Source organism: Serratia sp. NGAS9, from assembly GCF_009905295.1.
Taxonomy (GTDB): domain Bacteria; phylum Pseudomonadota; class Gammaproteobacteria; order Enterobacterales; family Enterobacteriaceae; genus Serratia; species Serratia bockelmannii.
In genome coordinates this window covers 3,619,539-3,636,275 of the sequence record NZ_CP047605.1, presented here as the reverse complement: position 1 = coordinate 3,636,275, position 16,737 = coordinate 3,619,539, and the positions used below count along the sequence as shown (strand labels likewise).

Here is a 16,737-nt window from a genome sequence, read left to right as displayed (position 1 = left end):
TGGCGGCGCGGCGCTCTTTTATCCCCTTATTTTCCATGCCATTCTCTGTTATCGACCTGTTAACAATCGCGATATTGGCGCCAGGTTGATCAGATAAATCAATGGAATGGGAACATGCGACTGTTATTGGTTGAAGATCACCCCGAGCTGTCTCACTGGTTGCAAAAGGCGCTGACCGGCGCCGGCTTTGCCGTCGACGTCGCCCCGGACGGCGTGGCAGCGGATCACCTGCTGCTCAACGAACGCTATGCGCTCGCGGTGCTGGATGTGGCGCTGCCGCGTATGAACGGTCTGGATTTGCTGGCGCGCCTGCGCAAGCGCGGGCAGGATCTGCCGGTGCTGCTGCTGACGGCGCGCACCGACGTGGCCGACCGGGTAAAAGGCCTGAATCTGGGGGCGGACGATTACCTCACCAAGCCGTTCGAACTGGACGAGCTGGAAGCGCGTATTCGGGCGCTGCTGCGCCGCAGCGTCGGCGCCCCGCAGCCGGCGTTGCAGTACGGCGCGTTGACCTATCACGACGAAGGCTATTTTCTGCTGGAGAGCAAACCGCTGGCGCTGACGCCGCGTGAGCTGGCGGTGTTGACCGCGTTGATGCACCGGCGCGGCCGCCCGGTGGCCAAGCAACAGCTGTTCGAGCAGGTATTTACGTTGTCCGACGAGGCCAATCCGGAGAGCATCGAGCTTTACGTACACCGCCTGCGGAAAAAGCTGCAGGGCAGCGACGTGGCGATCGTCACGCTGCGTGGCCTGGGTTACAGCCTGGAGCTGTGCGATGCGGTGGTTTAACGCGCCGCGTTCGCTGTTCTATCAACTGCTATTGTTTTTTGGCCTGCCGCTGCTGGCGTTGGGCGGCATCTCTATCTACACCCACTATTTCAGCGCCATGAGCGCCGCCACCCTGGCTTACGATCGCACGCTGCTGGCGTCGGCGCGCACCGTAGCGGAGCGACTGGTGGTGCGCGAAGGCAAGCTGGCGGTTGATGTGCCCTATGTGGTGCTCGACAGCTTCGAGCGCAACATGAACGATCAGCTGTATTACGAGGTGATCTCGCCGCAGGGGAAAAGCATCTCGGGCTATGACGATTTGCCGCCTTTGCCGCCCCATATCCCGCGTTCCACGCTCTACCCGGCGCTGGTGCATTTTTACGATGCGGAATACCTCGGCAGGCCGATCCGCGTGGCGGCGCTGTTTCAACCGGTCAACGAGTCGGGCGTGAGCGGCATGGCGACCATTCTGGTGGCGGAAACCCTGGAGTCGCGCCGTTACCTGGCGCGGCAGATGATGATCGCGGCGCTGCTGAGCCAGGGCACGGTGGTGGCGTTAACCCTGATCCTGGCGTTCGCATTGCTCAAGCGGGTGTTGAAGCCGATGCGTAAGCTCTCCGGTATCATGCTGCGGCGCGATCCGGGCGAGCTGACGCCCTTGCCGCGGGTATTGCCATGGTCGGAGATGCAGCCGCTGCTGGTGGCGTTTAATCGTTACATCGAACGGCTGCGGCTGATGGTGGCACGTCAGGAGCGCTTCAGCGCCGACGCTTCGCACCAACTGCGCACGCCGCTGGCGGTGTTGAAGACTCAGGTAGGGGTCGCGCTGGCCAGTGACCGGCCGCAGCAGTGGCGCGAAAGCCTGCAGGCGATGAGCGCGACGCTGGATAATACCGTGTCGCTGACCGACCGCCTGCTGCATCTTTCACGCCTGAAGGCCAGCGAGCACCAGGCCGATCGTAAGTTGCAACCGGTCAACCTGGCGCAGGTGCTGCGCGACGCCTGCTTTTCCCGCTTGCCGCAGGCGCGCAGTAAACAGATCGATCTCGGGTTCGAAGGCGAGGCGGCGTGTCAAGTGGCGGGGGAGCCGCTGCTGTTGGCCGAGCTGTGCGCCAACCTGCTGGACAACGCGCTGAAATATACACCGCGTCAGGGCGTGGTGACCGCTCGCCTCACGCAGGATAAGGCGGCAGGGGAAGGCGTGCTGGAGATAGAAGACAGCGGCCCCGGCATCGCCTTGCAGGACAAGGCGCTGGCGCTGCAGCCGTTTCACCGGCTGGACAACGTGGGCGATCAGCCGGGCGCCGGATTGGGACTGGCGTTGGTGAAAGACATCACCGCGTATCACGGCACCCGCCCGGAGCTGTTGAGCTCCGCCGCGCTGGGCGGCCTGTTGGTGCGGGTGCGTTTCAGGCTGCTGCCTTAAGCCTGTTCTTTGCAGGACTCTGCGTTGGCCGCCGGGGCTTTGGCTTTACGCGTCAGCGGCGTGCGCAGCCGCTGCGACAAGATAACGCCCAGCAGGGTAATGCCGCCGCCGATCAGGTGGTAACCGTGCAACTGCTCATGCAGGAACAGCACGGCGATAGCGGCGGTAAACACCGGTGCCAGGTTCATGAAGATCGAGGCGGTGTTGGCGCCCAGGCGCATCACGCCCTGGATCCACAGGAACGGGGCGATGATCGAAGCCGGAATGCCGGCGAACAGCACCAGCGGCAGGTTATGGCCGTTCAAGCCGACATCCTCCGCCATCAGGAAATTAGGCAGCAGCAACAGCACGCCGAACAGGATCTGCACATACAGCGATTGCCAGTTCGGCAGCGCGATGGCCCAGCGTTTGGTCAACACCCCATACAGCGCGTAAGAGGCGGTGGCGAGCAGCATCATCAATTCCCCCTTGCCAATACCGTGCTGCAGCAGCACGCCGGGCTGACCGCCGCTGACCAGCCAGATCAGGCCGCAGAAGGAGAGTATGCTGCCGAGCAGCACGCCGACGGTCGGCGCAATGCGCAGCAGAACGATGCTGATCAGGATGGTCAGCAGCGGGATCAGCGACACGATGATGCCCATAAACAGCGCGCTGACGCTGTGCGCGGCGTAATAGGCCAGGCTTTGGTACAGTACCATGCCCAGCAGGCCGAGGATCATCAGCTTCCACCAGTTGGCGCGCACCTGCGCCCAGTTGCGCAGCACCCCCGGCAGCACGAACGGCGTCAGGGCAACCAGCGCCAGCAGCCAGCGGTAGAGCGAAATGGCCGCCGGATCGATAGCGGTGGCGGAGAGTTTGCTGACGACGGCGTTAATCGACCAAATCAGCACGGCCAACAGCGGGAAGAGCATATTCATGATAATTATTCTCAATAACGTCCAACATGCTGGCTAGTCTACGCGTGTCCGGTTTATCATATATAGCGATATCCAGACAAAAATCGGCGTAAACAAGACAAATCACGGGACGAAACCATGCCAGAAATCCGCCATTTCCCCGAGTCGTTGATCCCGGCGCCCAACCCGGTACAGTTCCGCTGCGAGGAGTTCAACGCGCGCACCGAATTCCAGCCGCACAGCCACACCTGGGGTCAGTTGATGTGGGTTAAAGCCGGGGTGATGGTGCTGCGCATCGGCGGGCAGCGCTTTCTGGCGCCGCCGGAGTTCGTGCTGTGGGCGCCGGCTGGCATCGAACACTCCTGCTATAACCAGCGGCTGGCGCAGTGCCGCATGGTGGACATCACGCCGGCGCTGTGCACCGGCATGCCGGCCGACCCCTGTCTGGTGAGCGTAACGCCGATATTCCGCGCCATCGCCGAGGATTTCTATGCGCGCAAGCAGTACATTCCGCAGGCGGAGGCGGATTTGCGTCTCTGCCAGGTGCTGATCGATCAGCTGCGCCTGTCGCCGCGCCAGCAAACCTATCTGCCGTCGTCGGACGACAAGTTCTTGGCGCCGGTGCTGGAAGCGTTGGAGCATTGTCCGGCGGACAACACCTCGCTGGCGGCGTGGGCGGCTCGGGTCTACACCACCGAGCGCACGCTGTCGCGACGCTGCCAACAGGATCTGGGCATGTCGTTCAGCGAATGGCGCCAGCGCCTGCGGTTCCTGCATGCCGTCTCCCTGCTCGAGCAGGGCAAGACCGTGCAGGACGTGGCGTTAGACGTCGGCTACAGCTCCGCGTCGGCCTTTATCGTCATGTTCCAGCAGATCGCCGGCACTACCCCTGAGCGCTTTCGCCGTGCCTGATTCAGTGGCACACTATTTCGCAGACAAATAGCCGTAAACCGTCGGAGAACGCAGTGAAAATTCTGGTTGATGAAAATATGCCGTACGCGGCCGAGCTGTTCAGCCGCCTGGGCGAGGTGCAGGCGGTACCGGGCCGCCCGATCCCGCTCGAGGCGCTGGCGGATGCCGATGCGCTGATGGTGCGTTCGGTCACCAAGGTCAATGAAGCCTTGTTGGCCGGCAGCCATATCGACTTTGTCGGCACCGCCACCGCCGGCACCGATCACGTCGATGAAGCCTGGCTGCAACGTCAGGGCATCGGCTTTTCCGCCGCGCCGGGCTGCAACGCTATCGCGGTGGTCGAGTATGTGTTCTCTGCCTTGATGCTGCTGGCCGAACGCGACGGCTTCCACCTGCGGGATAAAACCGTCGGCATCGTCGGCGTGGGCAACGTTGGTTCCCGTCTGGACGCTCGCCTCAAAGCGCTGGGCGTGCGCACGCTGCTGTGCGATCCGCCGCGTGCCGATCGCGGCGACGCCGGGGAATTCTGGCCGTTGGAGAAGCTGGTGGCCGAGGCCGACGTGCTGACCTTCCATACGCCGCTGAATAAATCCGGCCCATACCATTCGCTGCATCTGGCGGACGCCGAGCTGTTGGCGGCCCTGCCGGACAACCGCATTCTGATCAACGCCTGCCGCGGGCCGGTGGTGGATAACGCCGCCTTGCTGCAGGCGCTGGAAAAGGGCAAAAAGCTGAGCACGGTGCTGGACGTGTGGGAACCGGAGCCGGATCTCGCCTTACCGCTGCTGGCGCGGGTGGATATCGGTACCGCGCACATCGCTGGGTATACGCTGGAAGGCAAGGCGCGCGGCACCACCCAGGTGTTCGAGGCGTTCAGCCGCCATCTGGGGCAGCCGCAACAGGTGGCGCTGGCCTCGCTGTTGCCGGTGCCGGAGTTCAGCCAGATCCGCCTCAATGGGCCGCTGGATGAAGCGCGGTTAAAACGATTGATGCACTTGGTGTATGATGTGCGCCGCGATGATGCGCCGCTGCGCAAAGTCGCTGGGCAACCGGGCGAATTCGATCGCCTGCGCAAGCACTACCAGGAGCGCCGCGAGTGGTCTTCGCTGGCCGTGCAATGCGATGACAGCGCCAGCGCCGAGCTGCTCGGCAAGCTGGGCTTTAGCCTGGCGTAGCGCGTAAGGTTGTCTTAAGCCAACGCCGCTACAGTGAGCGGTAAAGATTATCGGGCGGTGATTGCACTGCCCGTCTGCTTTTATGAATGAAATACTCTGGAGAAAACCCGATGTCTGACGGCTGGAATATCGCGCTGCTCGGCGCCACTGGCGCGGTAGGTGAAGCGTTGCTGGAATTGTTGCAGGAACGCCAGTTCCCGGTGGGTGAGCTCTATCCTCTGGCAAGCGAACGCAGTGCGGGCGCCAATGTGCGCTTCAACGGCAAGTCTCTTCTGGTGCAGAACGCCGAAGAGTTCGACTGGTCGCAGGCCCAACTGGCCTTCTTCGTCGCCGGCAGCGACGCTTCCGCTCGCTATGCCGAAGAGGCCGGCAACATGGGCTGCCTGGTGATCGACACCAGCGGTCTGTTCGCCATGGAGCCGGATGTGCCGCTGGTGGTACCGGGTGTTAACCCGCAGGTGCTGGCGGATTACCGCAACCGCAATATCGTCGCGGTGGCTGACAGCATGGTCAGCCAACTGCTGACGGCGATCAAACCGCTGACCGAACAGGCGGGTCTCTCGCGTCTGCACGTTACCACGCTGATGTCGGTATCCTCGCGCGGCAAGGCCGCGGTGGACGATCTGGCCGGCCAGAGCGCGCGCCTGCTGAACGGCATTCCTGCCGAGGAAGGCGTCTTCGCTAAACAGCTGGCGTTTAACCTGCTGCCGCTCGTTGCCGACGAGCAGGGCAGCGTGCGCGAAGAGCGTCTGATCGTCGATCAGGTGCGCAAGGTGCTGCAGGACGAAGGGTTGCCGATTTCGGTGAGCTGCGTTCAGTCGCCGGTGTTTTACGGCCATGCGCAGGTGGTGCACCTGGAAGCGCTGCGCCCGCTGTCCGCCGAAGAGGCGCGCAGCGAGCTCGAAGAAGTCGAGGACATTCAGCTGAGCGAAGAGGACGATTACCCGACTCAGGTGACCGAAGCCTCCGGCAGCGATGCGCTCAGCATCGGTTGCCTGCGTAACGATTACGGCATCCCCGAGCTGCTGCAGTTCTGGACGGTGGCGGACAACGTGCGCTTCGGCGGCGCGTTAATGGCGATCGAAACCGCCGAGCGTCTGGTGCAGGAGCAGATGTACTGATGTCAGAGGTGGTCTCGCCCGCTCAGCCGACGCTGAAGGTAGCGCTGGGCATCGAATATGACGGCAGCCGGTACTACGGCTGGCAGCGGCAGCAAGAAGTGGCCAGCGTGCAGGAGCGCCTTGAGCAGGCGTTGAGCAAGGTGGCGGATGCGCCGATCAACGTGCTGTGCGCCGGGCGCACCGACGCCGGGGTGCACGCCACCGGGCAGGTGGTGCATTTCGAAACCACCGCGCGTCGCAAGGACGCCGCCTGGACGATGGGCGTGAACACCCATTTGCCGCCGGACATCGCGGTGCGCTGGGTGAGCCCCGTCGCCGACGATTTTCACGCGCGTTTCAGCGCTACCGCGCGCCGTTACCGCTATATTATTTTCAACCATCGCTACCGGCCGGCGGTGTTGCAACAGGGGGTGACGCACTTTTATCACCCGCTGGATGCCGATCGCATGCACCGGGCGGCGCAGGCGCTGCTGGGCGAGAATGACTTCACCTCGTTCCGCGCGGTGCAGTGTCAGTCGCGCACCCCGTGGCGCTGCGTAAAACACGTTAAGGTTACGCGCTACGGCGAATATATTGTGGTAGATATCAAGGCGAATGCCTTTGTGCATCACATGGTTCGCAATATCGTCGGCAGCCTGATGGAGATCGGCTGCGGCAATCAGGATGAGAACTGGATGGCCGAGTTGCTGGCGCTGAAGGATCGCAATCTGGCGGCGGCGACGGCGCGAGCCGAGGGGCTGTATTTGGTTGCCGTGGACTATCCCGATCATTTTGGTCTACCGCGGCCGCCGATGGGGCCGCTGTTTTTGCCCGACGATTAAACGCCGGCACGCCTGAAAGCGTCGCTCCCTTGTGCTTCTGCCGGGTGATTGAAACACCCGGTATCAATGAGAGAATTTATGGACATCATCAAGTTTATTATTGATTTCATTTTGCATATTGATGTGCACCTGGCCGAGCTGGTCGCACAATACGGCATGTGGGTCTACGCTATTCTGTTCCTGATCTTGTTTTGCGAAACCGGCCTGGTGGTGACGCCGTTCCTGCCGGGAGATTCTTTGCTGTTTGTCGCCGGCGCGCTGGCGGCGTTGCCGACCAACGATCTCAACGTGCACACCATGGTGGCGTTGATGGCCGTAGCGGCGATCATTGGCGATGCGGTGAACTACACTATCGGGCGGTTGTTCGGCGAGAAGCTGTTCAGCAACCCGAACTCGAAAATTTTCCGCCGTAGCTACCTGGACAAGACGCATCAGTTCTATGAGAAGCACGGTGGGAAAACGATTATTCTGGCGCGATTCGTGCCGATCGTGCGTACTTTTGCGCCGTTCGTCGCCGGCATGGGGCATATGTCCTATCGCCACTTCGCCGCCTACAACGTGATTGGCGCACTGGTTTGGGTGCTGCTCTTCACTTATGCTGGCTACCTGTTCGGCGATCTGCCGGTGGTGCAGGAGAACCTGAAACTGTTGATCGTCGGGATCATCATCGTTTCGATTCTGCCGGGCGTGATTGAAATTTGGCGTCACAAGCGCGCGGCCGCCCGCCAGCAAAAACAGTAAAAACATCGCTTAACCTGTCGGTTCGACCAGTTTTTTGTCCACAGCGCCGGGCCGATATGGTTTAATGAGCGACATTATGGTCTGTTCCTGCGAACAACCCTGAAGCCGATGCCTCAGTCGCCGCGCTTGCCGCGCCGCGAACGGGCATTTTTTCATTGGGGTGTTTTCAGGGGGATTGTTAAAGCATGAACAGCGGACTGGCGTGTGCCAGGTTCAAACAGAAAGGTCATCGATGAGCTGGATTGAACGAATTCTTAACAAGAGCAATATCACACAAACCCGTAAGGCGAGCATTCCTGAAGGGGTCTGGACCAAATGCGACAGCTGCGGCCAGGTTCTCTACCGCGCCGAGCTGGAGCGTAATCTGGAAGTGTGTCCGAAGTGCGACCACCACATGCGTATGGGCGCGCGCGCGCGTCTGCATACCCTGCTGGACGAAGGCAGTGAAGTGGAGCTGGGCAGCGATCTGGAGCCGAAGGACGTTCTGAAATTCAAGGATTCCAAGCGCTATAAAGATCGTCTGGTCGCCGCACAGAAAGCGACCGGCGAGAAAGATGCGCTGGTGGTGATGAAGGGCACGCTGTACGGTATGCCGATCGTCGCCGCATCCTTCGAATTCGCTTTCATCGGCGGCTCAATGTCTTCCGTGGTCGGCGCGCGTTTCGTGCGTGCGGTTGAGCAGGCGCTGGAGGACAACTGTCCACTAGTGTGCTTCTCCGCCAGCGGCGGCGCGCGCATGCAGGAAGCGCTGATGTCGCTGATGCAGATGGCGAAAACCAGCGCGGCGTTGGCTAAGATGCAGGAGCGCGGCTTGCCGTACATCTCCGTGCTGACCGACCCGACCATGGGCGGCGTCTCCGCCAGCCTGGCGATGCTGGGCGACATCAATATCGCCGAGCCGAAAGCGCTGATCGGCTTTGCCGGCCCGCGCGTCATCGAGCAGACCGTGCGCGAGAAACTGCCGCCTGGCTTCCAGCGCAGCGAGTTCCTGATCGAAAAAGGCGCGATCGACATGATTGTTCGCCGTCCGGAGATGCGCCAAACGTTGGCGAGCATTCTGTCCAAGCTGACCAACCAACCGCAGCCGCATTTCGATGAGGCCGCGCCGGTCATTGAGCCGGAGCCGCAGGCCGACGCCTGAGGCAAAGACAGATCCCGCCCGGGTTCAGCCGCCACTTTGTGGCTAAGTGACGGCTGATGCCCGTTCTCTGCCGGCCGTGGCCTATCGCGCCATGGTTTGCGGGTTGGCGGCGGTTACGAAGCGCATCGCCTTTACCGCGGTGAGGGTGGTGCCCTGATGGATTAATGAACCCAAGTTCAGTGACGGGACTCATGCAAAACCACCAAATTCCCCAAGCCACGTCGCCATTGAGCTCGTGGCTTTACTATCTGGAACGTCTGCACAGCCAGGCGATCGAACTCGGCCTTGAGCGCGTACAGCGCGTCGCGGCGCATCTGGATTTACTGACCCCCGCACCCACGGTGTTCACCGTTGCCGGCACCAACGGCAAAGGCACGACCTGTCGTACCCTCGAAGCCATTCTGCTGGCCGCCGGCCTGCGCGTCGGCGTCTACAGTTCGCCGCATCTGGTGCGCTATACCGAACGCGTGCGCATTCAGGGGGAAGAGCTGAGCGAAGCAGAGCATAGCCGCTCGTTCGCCGCCATTGAAGCCGGCCGCGGCGAAACGTCGCTGACCTATTTCGAATTCGGCACCCTGTCGGCGCTGCAGCTGTTCAAACAGGCGCGGCTCGACGTGGTGATCCTGGAAGTGGGCCTGGGCGGGCGTCTCGACGCCACCAATATCGTCGATCCGAGCGTGGCGGTGATCACCAGCATCGCGCTCGATCATACCGACTGGCTGGGCAACGATCGCGAAAGCATCGGCCGTGAAAAGGCCGGTATTTTCCGCAGCGGCAAGCCGGCGGTGGTGGGCGAACCCGACATGCCGGGCAGCATTCGCCAGGTCGCCGAAACGCTGGGCGCACCGCTGTATCGCCGCGGTGAAGCCTGGAGCTTCAGCGAGCAGGGCGATCGCTGGCAGTGGCAGGGCGGCGACACGCAGCTGACCGATCTGCCGACGCCGAACGTACCGCTGGCCAACGCCGCTACCGCGCTGGCGGCACTGAACTGTTCCCCGCTGGAAATCGACGAACGCGCGATCTTCACCGGGCTGCAGCAGGCGACGCTGCCGGGGCGTTTCCAGATCGTGCGGCGGGAGCCGATGCTGATCCTCGACGTGGCACACAACCCGCACGCCGCCGGCTATCTGGCCGGGCGTCTGGCCAAGCTGCCGCGCGACGGCGGCAAGGTACGCGCGGTGGTGGGCATGCTGTCCGACAAGGACATCGCCGGCACGCTGGCCTGCCTCAGCGAGCAGGTGGATGAATGGTACTGCGCACCGCTCGACGGACCGCGCGGTGCCAGCGTCGAACAGCTGGCGCAGCATCTGACGGAACCGCGCCGCTTTAATGATGTCGAAACTGCCTGGCGGCAGGCTATGCAGGATGCTGATAAACAGGATATTGTGATCGTCTGTGGATCGTTCCACACCGTGGCGCAGGTGATGGCGGCGTTAGACGAGATGCGGGGAGTGTGAGTGGCGAGTAAATTTCAGAACCGACTGGTTGGAACCGTGATTCTGGTGGCGCTGGGGGTAATCATCCTGCCAGGGTTGCTGGACGGCAAAAAGAAGCATTACGAGGATGAGTTCGCGGCCATTCCATTGGTGCCGAAGGCGGGCGACGTCGAAGAGAACGACGTGCTGCCGCCGGTGACGCAGCCGTTGCCGGCGCAGCCGCCGGAAGGGGCGGGCGCGCTGGTCGAGCAGCAGGCGGCCAACGAAGCGGCGGCGCAACAGGCGGTGCGGCAGAGCGCTCAGCAACCGACGCAGGTGGCGCCGCCGCCGGTCGAGACGCGTCCTCAGCCGGTGCAGCAGCCTAAGCCGAAGCCGGTGGAAACCAAACCGGTGGAAGTGAAACCAAAACCGGTACCGCAGCCGAAGCCGGTGGAGGTGAAACCGGTGCCGAAGCCGGAACCGACGCCGAAACCAGAACCGACGCCGCAGCCAAAACCGGCGGAAGAAAAAGCGCCGTCCGGGCAAGCCTATGTCGTGCAGCTCGGGGCGCTGAAGAACGCCGCCAAGGCGAACGAGATTGTCGCTTCGCTGCGTCTCTCGGGCTATCGCGCCTTTACCGTGCCGTCAACGCCGGTGCAAGGGCAGATCACCCGCATCTACGTTGGCCCGGACGCTTCCAAGCAGAAGCTGCAGGCGGCTCTGCCGTCGCTGAACTCGATCAGCGGGCTGAGCGGGCAGGTGAAGCCGTACGGCCGTTAAACCCCGCGGGGGCGCAGCAGGATGCGCCCCTGAATTCAGGAGTAGTGGAGAGAAAGCGAGAGAAACCGCGCCTTTTACAGGCGAAATCACCTATGTAGGCGCGGCGATTGGGAATTTTTTAATCGCCGCTTTTTATTTGTAACGTGGTAGGAAATCCCCTACGCAAACGTTTTCTTTTTCTGTTAGAATTCGCCGCGAATTGGATGCAGGGGCGATTCATCATTGGAATAGTTCATGGTCTGGATTGATTACGTCATTATAGCGGTGATTGGATTTTCGGCTCTGGTGAGCCTGATCCGAGGGTTTGTTCGCGAAGCATTGTCACTTGTGACATGGGGATGTGCGTTTTTTGTTGCCAGCCATTTCTACTCTTACCTTGCGGTCTATTTCACTCGTTTTGAAGATGAACTGGTGCGAAACGGCATCGCGATCGCGATTTTGTTCATCGCGACCCTGATCGTAGGGGCTATTGTTAACTATGTGATTAGCTCACTGGTAGAGAAAACCGGGTTGTCAGGCACCGACCGGGTGCTGGGCATCTGCTTCGGCGCACTGCGCGGCGTGTTGATTGTCGCGGCGATCCTGTTCTTCCTGGATACCTTTACCGGCTTTTCACAAAGTGCCGACTGGAAACAGTCGCAGCTGATCCCCCAGTTCAGTTACGTCATCAGGTGGTTCTTTGACTACCTGCAGAGCACGTCGAGTTTCTTGCCGACCCAATTGCCGGGGCGGTAGCGCTGATGAGGAAAAGACAACATGTGCGGTATTGTCGGTATCGCCGGTTTCATGCCGGTAAACCAGTCGATTTATGATGCGCTGACGGTGCTTCAGCACCGTGGCCAGGATGCCGCAGGCATCGTCACCATTGACGCCCACAACGGGTTCCGTTTGCGTAAAGCCAACGGCCTGGTGAAGGATGTGTTTGAGGCGCGCCATATGCAACGCTTGCAGGGCAACATGGGCATTGGCCATGTGCGTTACCCGACGGCCGGCAGCTCGAGCGCCTCTGAGGCCCAGCCTTTCTACGTCAACTCGCCGTTCGGCATTACGCTGGCCCACAACGGCAACCTGACCAACGCCCATGAGCTGCGCCAAAAGCTGTTCGAAAGCGGCCGCCGCCATGTCAACACCACCTCCGACTCGGAAATCCTGCTGAACGTGCTGGCCAGCGAGCTGGATCGCTTCCCGCACTATCCGCTGGAAGCCGACAACATCTTTACCGCGGTCGCCGCTATGCATCAGCAACTGCGCGGCGCTTACGCCTGCGTGGCGATGATCATCGGCCATGGCCTGCTGGCGTTCCGCGATCCCAACGGCATTCGTCCGCTGGTGATCGGCAAGCGCACGCTGGAGGATGGCCGCAGCGAGTACATGGTGGCTTCCGAGAGCGTGGCGCTGGATACCCTGGGCTTTGAGTTCCTGCGCGACGTGGCGCCGGGCGAAGCGGTGTACATCACCACCAAGGGCCAGCTGTTCACCCGCCAGTGCGCAGAGAACCCGAAAACCAACCCGTGCCTGTTCGAATATGTTTATTTTGCGCGCCCAGACTCCTTTATGGACAAGATCTCGGTCTACAGCGCCCGCGTGCGCATGGGCCAGAAGCTGGGTGAGAAGATCGCCCGCGAGTGGGAAGATCTGGATATCGACGTGGTGATCCCGATTCCTGAAACTTCCTGCGATATCGCGCTGGAGATCGCGCGTATTCTCGAGAAGCCCTACCGCCAGGGCTTCGTGAAAAACCGCTACGTTGGCCGCACCTTTATCATGCCGGGCCAGCAGGCGCGTCGCCAGTCGGTACGCCGCAAGCTGAACGCCAACCGTGCCGAGTTCCGCGACAAGAACGTGCTGCTGGTGGATGACTCCATCGTGCGCGGCACGACCTCTGAGCAAATCGTCGAGATGGCGCGCGAAGCGGGCGCTAAGCGCGTGTATCTGGCTTCCGCCGCGCCGGAAGTGCGTTTCCCTAACGTCTACGGCATCGACATGCCGAGCGCCAACGAACTGATCGCCCACGGGCGTGAAGTGGATGAAATCCGTCAGATTATCGGCGCCGACGGGCTGATCTTCCAGGACCTCGACGATCTGATCGAAGCGGTGCGCGAAGAGAACCCGGACATCATCCAGTTCGAATGCTCGGTCTTCAATGGTATCTACGTGACCAAAGACGTCGACCAAAGCTATCTGGAATACCTGGAGTCGCTGCGCAGCGACGATGCCAAGGCGATGCGGGTGCAAACCGAAGCGGAAAATCTGGAACTGCACAACGAAGGCTAACGGTCTGCGTTGATCCCTCAAGGTGCATCGCCGCGTCTGCGGCGGTGCACCTTGTTCCTCTGACTTGCTTATCCCTCGCCATTGCGGCAAAGTCTGCCTGATCTTACTTTTTACGGCAGAGGCCATTCTTCATGAAACGACTCATCATCGGCATTTCCGGCGCCAGCGGCGCTATCTACGGCGTGCGCCTGTTACAGGTTTTGCGCGACGTCGCAGAGGTGGAAACCCATCTGGTGATGAGTAATGCTGCACGGCAGACGCTGGCGCTGGAAACGCCGTACAGCCTGCGTGAAGTGCAGGCGCTGGCCGACGTGGTGCACGATGCGCGCGACATCGCCGCCGGCATCTCCTCGGGCTCTTTCAAAACGTTGGGCATGGCGATCCTGCCTTGTTCGATCAAAACCCTGTCTGGCATCGTTAACAGCTACAGTGACGGATTGCTGACCCGCGCCGCCGACGTGGTGCTCAAAGAGCGCCGCCGTTTGGTCTTGTGCGTGCGTGAAACGCCGTTGCATCTTGGTCATTTGCGGCTGATGACGCAGGCGGCGGAGATGGGCGCGGTGATCATGCCGCCGGTGCCGGCGTTTTACCACCAGCCGAAAAGCGTGGAAGACATCATCGATCAAACCGTCAATCGGGTGATCGACCAGTTTGATATCGAATTGCCGACCGATCTGTTCACCCGCTGGCAGGGTGCTAATTAACAGTTTTATCCCTAAATTGGTACATTTGTGCAACACCGCACTGAATTGGGGCGGAGTATGCACCATAATGATCCCACTTCATCACGCTCACTGTTTCATGGTGCCGCCTTATTGCGGTTGCCAGTGGCGCGGCCCCAACCGGCCGATTTAATTTTGCGGTTATCGTCCCAGGAAACAGTATTGTGAAGGTCGGAGCCGTTCCCTCCGCCCGTAGCACCTAATGTGGCACGATTACTGCAAATTGATTTGGTGGGGAAAGTAATGCCCGTAGTGGCATCAAAAAAATCAATTTGAGGGTAATTTATGAAAAAGCGGGTTTTGATTTTGCCGTTAGTTCTGGCTTTGAGCGCCGCCAGCAGCGCCTTTGCCGCCATTCCTTCCACGCTGAAGATTGGCACCGATCCGACTTACGCACCGTTTGAATCCAAAAACGCCAAAGGCGAATTGGTTGGCTTTGACATTGATTTGGCCAAAGAGCTGTGCAAACGCATCAATACCCAATGCACCTTCGTGGAGAGCGACTTCGACGCGCTGATCCCCTCCCTCAAGGCGAAGAAAATCGACGCCATCATCTCTTCGCTGTCCATCACTGAAAAACGCCAGCAGGAAATCGCCTTTACCGACAAGCTGTATGCCGCCAACGCGCGTCTGATCGCGCCGAAAGGGTCCAAGCTGTTGCCTACCGTGGACGCTCTGAAAGGCAAGAGCGTGGGCGTGCTGCAGGGCACCACCCAGGAAGCCTACGCCAACGCCATGTGGCAGCCGAAGGGCATCACCGTCGTGCCTTACCAGAACCAGGATCTGGTTTACGCCGATCTGGCTTCCGGCCGTATTGACGCCGCCTTCCAGGATGAAGTGGCGGGCAGCGACGGCTTCCTGAAACAGCCGCCGGGCAAAGACTATGCGTTCGCCGGCGAATCGGTGAAGGATGACAAGTTCTTCGGCGTCGGCACCGGCATGGGGCTGCGCAAGACCGATACCGAGCTGAAAGCGGCGCTGGACAAAGCCTTCGCCGAGATGCGCAAAGACGGCACCTACGACAAATACGCGAAAAAGTACTTCGACTTTGACGTCTACGGCGGGTAATCCGCTTACCGTTCCATGCTGTGACTGCGGGGCCGGCGTGCCGGCCCCGATGGTTCGGATCCTAGACCACAGGGTGAAGTAGATGCTGCAAGGCTATTCCCAACTGATTTTCGAGGGGGCTCTGGTGACGTTGGAGCTGGCCCTCAGTTCCGTGTTGCTGGCGGTGGTGATCGGCCTGATCGGCGCCGGTGGCAAACTGTCTCATAACCCCTTTATCTCCGGTCTGTTCGGCGCCTATACCACGCTGATCCGCGGCGTGCCCGATCTGGTGCTGATGCTGCTGATCTTTTACGGCCTGCAAATCGCGCTGAACAACATCACCACGCTGCTCGGCTTCTCGCAGATCGATATCGATCCGCTCGGCGCCGGTATCATTACCCTCGGCTTTATCTACGGTGCTTACTTCACTGAGACCTTCCGCGGCGCCTATCTGGCGGTGCCGAAAGGGCAGATCGAAGCGGCGACGGCCTACGGCTTCAGCGGCGCGCAGATCTTTCGGCGCATTCTGTTCCCGGCGATGATGCGTTTCGCTTTGCCGGGCATCGGCAACAACTGGCAGGTGATCCTGAAGGCGACGGCGCTGGTGTCGATCCTCGGCCTGAACGACGTGGTGAAAGCCACGCAGCTGGCGGGGAAAGGCACCTATCAGCCGTTCTTCTTCGCCATCGTGGCCGGCGTGGTGTACCTGATCTTCACTACCGTTTCCAACGGCGTGCTGCTGTGGCTTGAACGGCGTTACTCACTGGGCGTCAAGAGGGCCGAACTATGATCGAGATTTTGCAACAGTATTGGCAGTCGCTGCTGTGGAGCGACGGCTACCGTTTCACTGGCGTGGCAGTCACGCTGTGGCTGCTGATCGCCTCGGTGGTGATGGGCGGGCTGCTGGCGATCCCGATGGCGGTGGCGCGCGTCTCTTCCCTTCGCTGGGTGCGTTTCCCGGTGTGGCTTTACACCTATGTGTTTCGCGGTACGCCGCTGTACGTGCAGCTGCTGGTGTTCTACTCCGGCATGTACAGCCTCGAGATCGTGCGCGGCACCGAGTTTCTTAATGCGTTTTTCCGCAGCGGGCTTAACTGCACCATCCTGGCGCTGACGCTCAACACCTGCGCCTATACCACCGAGATCTTCGCCGGGGCGATCCGCGCGGTGCCGCACGGTGAAATCGAGGCCGCCAACGCCTACGGTTTCTCGCGCTTCAAGATGTATCGCTGCATCATTTTGCCTTCGGCACTGCGCACCGCGTTGCCGGCTTACAGCAACGAAGTGATCCTGATGCTGCACTCCACCGCGCTGGCGTTTACCGCCACCGTGCCGGATCTGCTGAAGATCGCGCGCGACATCAACGCCGCGACTTACCAGCCGTTCTACGCTTTCGGCATCGCGGCGGTGCTGTACCTGATCATCTCCTACGTGTTAATCAGCCTGTTCCGCAAAGCTGAAAAACGCTGGATGGCACACGTTAGTCACTGATAAATGA

General features: G+C 60.9%; 17 protein-coding genes. 16 read left to right on the top strand and 1 reads right to left on the bottom strand.

Features of this window, described 5'->3' with window-relative positions; translation table 11 throughout:
- Positions 1 to 114: 114 nt before the first annotated feature.
- Entirely contained in the window at positions 115 to 789 is a 675-nt protein-coding gene (tctD, locus tag GUC32_RS17290; protein ID WP_025303698.1) for a transcriptional regulator TctD, read from the top strand.
- Positions 776 to 2,194: a sensor histidine kinase gene (locus GUC32_RS17285; RefSeq protein WP_043140131.1), complete on the top strand. Its 1,419-nt coding sequence runs from the start codon at positions 776 to 778 to the stop codon at positions 2,192 to 2,194. Before tctD ends, GUC32_RS17285 begins: the two co-directional genes overlap by 14 nt.
- Here GUC32_RS17285 and GUC32_RS17280 read toward each other — a convergent pair.
- Entirely contained in the window at positions 2,191 to 3,111 is a 921-nt protein-coding gene (locus tag GUC32_RS17280; RefSeq protein ID WP_193403018.1) for a DMT family transporter, read from the bottom strand. The two genes, GUC32_RS17285 and GUC32_RS17280, sit on opposite strands and share 4 nt — an antisense overlap.
- A gap of 117 nt (positions 3,112 to 3,228) precedes the next feature.
- Between GUC32_RS17280 and GUC32_RS17275 the strand changes: the two genes are divergently transcribed.
- From GUC32_RS17275 to GUC32_RS17210, 14 genes are all read left to right on the top strand, one after another.
- A complete protein-coding gene (locus tag GUC32_RS17275; protein WP_025303695.1) occupies positions 3,229 to 4,002 on the top strand; it encodes a helix-turn-helix domain-containing protein in 774 nt (257 codons plus the stop codon).
- A 53-nt stretch (positions 4,003 to 4,055) separates the two neighbouring features.
- Positions 4,056 to 5,177: a 4-phosphoerythronate dehydrogenase PdxB gene (gene pdxB / locus GUC32_RS17270; protein ID WP_043140127.1), complete on the top strand. Its 1,122-nt coding sequence runs from the start codon at positions 4,056 to 4,058 to the stop codon at positions 5,175 to 5,177.
- 110 nt (positions 5,178 to 5,287) lie between these two features.
- Positions 5,288 to 6,298: an aspartate-semialdehyde dehydrogenase gene (locus GUC32_RS17265; RefSeq protein ID WP_025303693.1), complete on the top strand. Its 1,011-nt coding sequence runs from the start codon at positions 5,288 to 5,290 to the stop codon at positions 6,296 to 6,298.
- Entirely contained in the window at positions 6,298 to 7,119 is an 822-nt protein-coding gene (gene truA, locus GUC32_RS17260) for a tRNA pseudouridine(38-40) synthase TruA (RefSeq protein ID WP_025303692.1), read from the top strand. The genes GUC32_RS17265 and truA overlap by 1 nt, the downstream gene beginning before the upstream one ends.
- A 78-nt stretch (positions 7,120 to 7,197) precedes the next feature.
- A complete protein-coding gene (locus GUC32_RS17255) occupies positions 7,198 to 7,860 on the top strand; it encodes a DedA family protein (protein ID WP_004936130.1) in 663 nt (220 codons plus the stop codon).
- A gap of 232 nt (positions 7,861 to 8,092) precedes the next feature.
- Positions 8,093 to 9,001 carry an acetyl-CoA carboxylase, carboxyltransferase subunit beta gene (gene accD / locus GUC32_RS17250; RefSeq protein ID WP_025303691.1) on the top strand — a complete coding sequence of 303 codons (909 nt, stop codon included), beginning with the start codon at positions 8,093 to 8,095 and terminating at the stop codon, positions 8,999 to 9,001.
- Between the two features lie 191 nt (positions 9,002 to 9,192).
- A complete protein-coding gene (gene folC, locus GUC32_RS17245; protein WP_369435351.1) occupies positions 9,193 to 10,458 on the top strand; it encodes a bifunctional tetrahydrofolate synthase/dihydrofolate synthase in 1,266 nt (421 codons plus the stop codon).
- Complete coding sequence (gene dedD / locus GUC32_RS17240) at positions 10,459 to 11,196, top strand: cell division protein DedD (RefSeq protein WP_049203693.1); 738 nt, start codon at positions 10,459 to 10,461, stop codon at positions 11,194 to 11,196.
- 234 nt (positions 11,197 to 11,430) lie between these two features.
- Positions 11,431 to 11,931, top strand: coding sequence for a colicin V production protein (gene cvpA / locus GUC32_RS17235; RefSeq protein ID WP_004936119.1), 501 nt, complete (start codon positions 11,431 to 11,433; stop codon positions 11,929 to 11,931).
- Between the two features lie 21 nt (positions 11,932 to 11,952).
- Positions 11,953 to 13,470, top strand: coding sequence for an amidophosphoribosyltransferase (gene purF / locus GUC32_RS17230; protein ID WP_025303688.1), 1,518 nt, complete (start codon positions 11,953 to 11,955; stop codon positions 13,468 to 13,470).
- 131 nt (positions 13,471 to 13,601) lie between these two features.
- On the top strand, positions 13,602 to 14,174 hold the full coding sequence (locus GUC32_RS17225) for a UbiX family flavin prenyltransferase (protein WP_019453741.1): 573 nt from the start codon (positions 13,602 to 13,604) through the stop codon (positions 14,172 to 14,174).
- Between the two features lie 303 nt (positions 14,175 to 14,477).
- On the top strand, positions 14,478 to 15,260 hold the full coding sequence (gene hisJ / locus GUC32_RS17220; protein ID WP_004936109.1) for a histidine ABC transporter substrate-binding protein HisJ: 783 nt from the start codon (positions 14,478 to 14,480) through the stop codon (positions 15,258 to 15,260).
- Between the two features lie 82 nt (positions 15,261 to 15,342).
- Positions 15,343 to 16,029, top strand: a complete 687-nt coding sequence (locus GUC32_RS17215) for a histidine ABC transporter permease HisQ (protein WP_025303686.1) — start codon at positions 15,343 to 15,345, stop codon at positions 16,027 to 16,029.
- Complete coding sequence (locus tag GUC32_RS17210; protein ID WP_025303685.1) at positions 16,026 to 16,730, top strand: ABC transporter permease; 705 nt, start codon at positions 16,026 to 16,028, stop codon at positions 16,728 to 16,730. The genes GUC32_RS17215 and GUC32_RS17210 overlap by 4 nt, the downstream gene beginning before the upstream one ends.
- The last annotated feature ends 7 nt before the right edge of the window (positions 16,731 to 16,737 follow it).

Coding starts and splice junctions, on each gene's coding strand:
- GUC32_RS17215 (WP_025303686.1), top strand. CDS start 15,343: ATGCTGCAAGGCTATTCCCAACTGATTTTCGAGGGGGCTCTGGTGACG.
- GUC32_RS17210 (WP_025303685.1), top strand. CDS start 16,026: ATGATCGAGATTTTGCAACAGTATTGGCAGTCGCTGCTGTGGAGCGAC.
- GUC32_RS17280 (WP_193403018.1), bottom strand. CDS start 3,111: ATGAATATGCTCTTCCCGCTGTTGGCCGTGCTGATTTGGTCGATTAAC.
- GUC32_RS17285 (WP_043140131.1), top strand. CDS start 776: ATGCGGTGGTTTAACGCGCCGCGTTCGCTGTTCTATCAACTGCTATTG.
- GUC32_RS17255 (WP_004936130.1), top strand. CDS start 7,198: ATGGACATCATCAAGTTTATTATTGATTTCATTTTGCATATTGATGTG.
- purF (WP_025303688.1), top strand. CDS start 11,953: ATGTGCGGTATTGTCGGTATCGCCGGTTTCATGCCGGTAAACCAGTCG.
- GUC32_RS17225 (WP_019453741.1), top strand. CDS start 13,602: ATGAAACGACTCATCATCGGCATTTCCGGCGCCAGCGGCGCTATCTAC.
- GUC32_RS17265 (WP_025303693.1), top strand. CDS start 5,288: ATGTCTGACGGCTGGAATATCGCGCTGCTCGGCGCCACTGGCGCGGTA.
- GUC32_RS17275 (WP_025303695.1), top strand. CDS start 3,229: ATGCCAGAAATCCGCCATTTCCCCGAGTCGTTGATCCCGGCGCCCAAC.
- folC (WP_369435351.1), top strand. CDS start 9,193: ATGCAAAACCACCAAATTCCCCAAGCCACGTCGCCATTGAGCTCGTGG.
- cvpA (WP_004936119.1), top strand. CDS start 11,431: ATGGTCTGGATTGATTACGTCATTATAGCGGTGATTGGATTTTCGGCT.
- hisJ (WP_004936109.1), top strand. CDS start 14,478: ATGAAAAAGCGGGTTTTGATTTTGCCGTTAGTTCTGGCTTTGAGCGCC.
- tctD (WP_025303698.1), top strand. CDS start 115: ATGCGACTGTTATTGGTTGAAGATCACCCCGAGCTGTCTCACTGGTTG.
- accD (WP_025303691.1), top strand. CDS start 8,093: ATGAGCTGGATTGAACGAATTCTTAACAAGAGCAATATCACACAAACC.
- truA (WP_025303692.1), top strand. CDS start 6,298: ATGTCAGAGGTGGTCTCGCCCGCTCAGCCGACGCTGAAGGTAGCGCTG.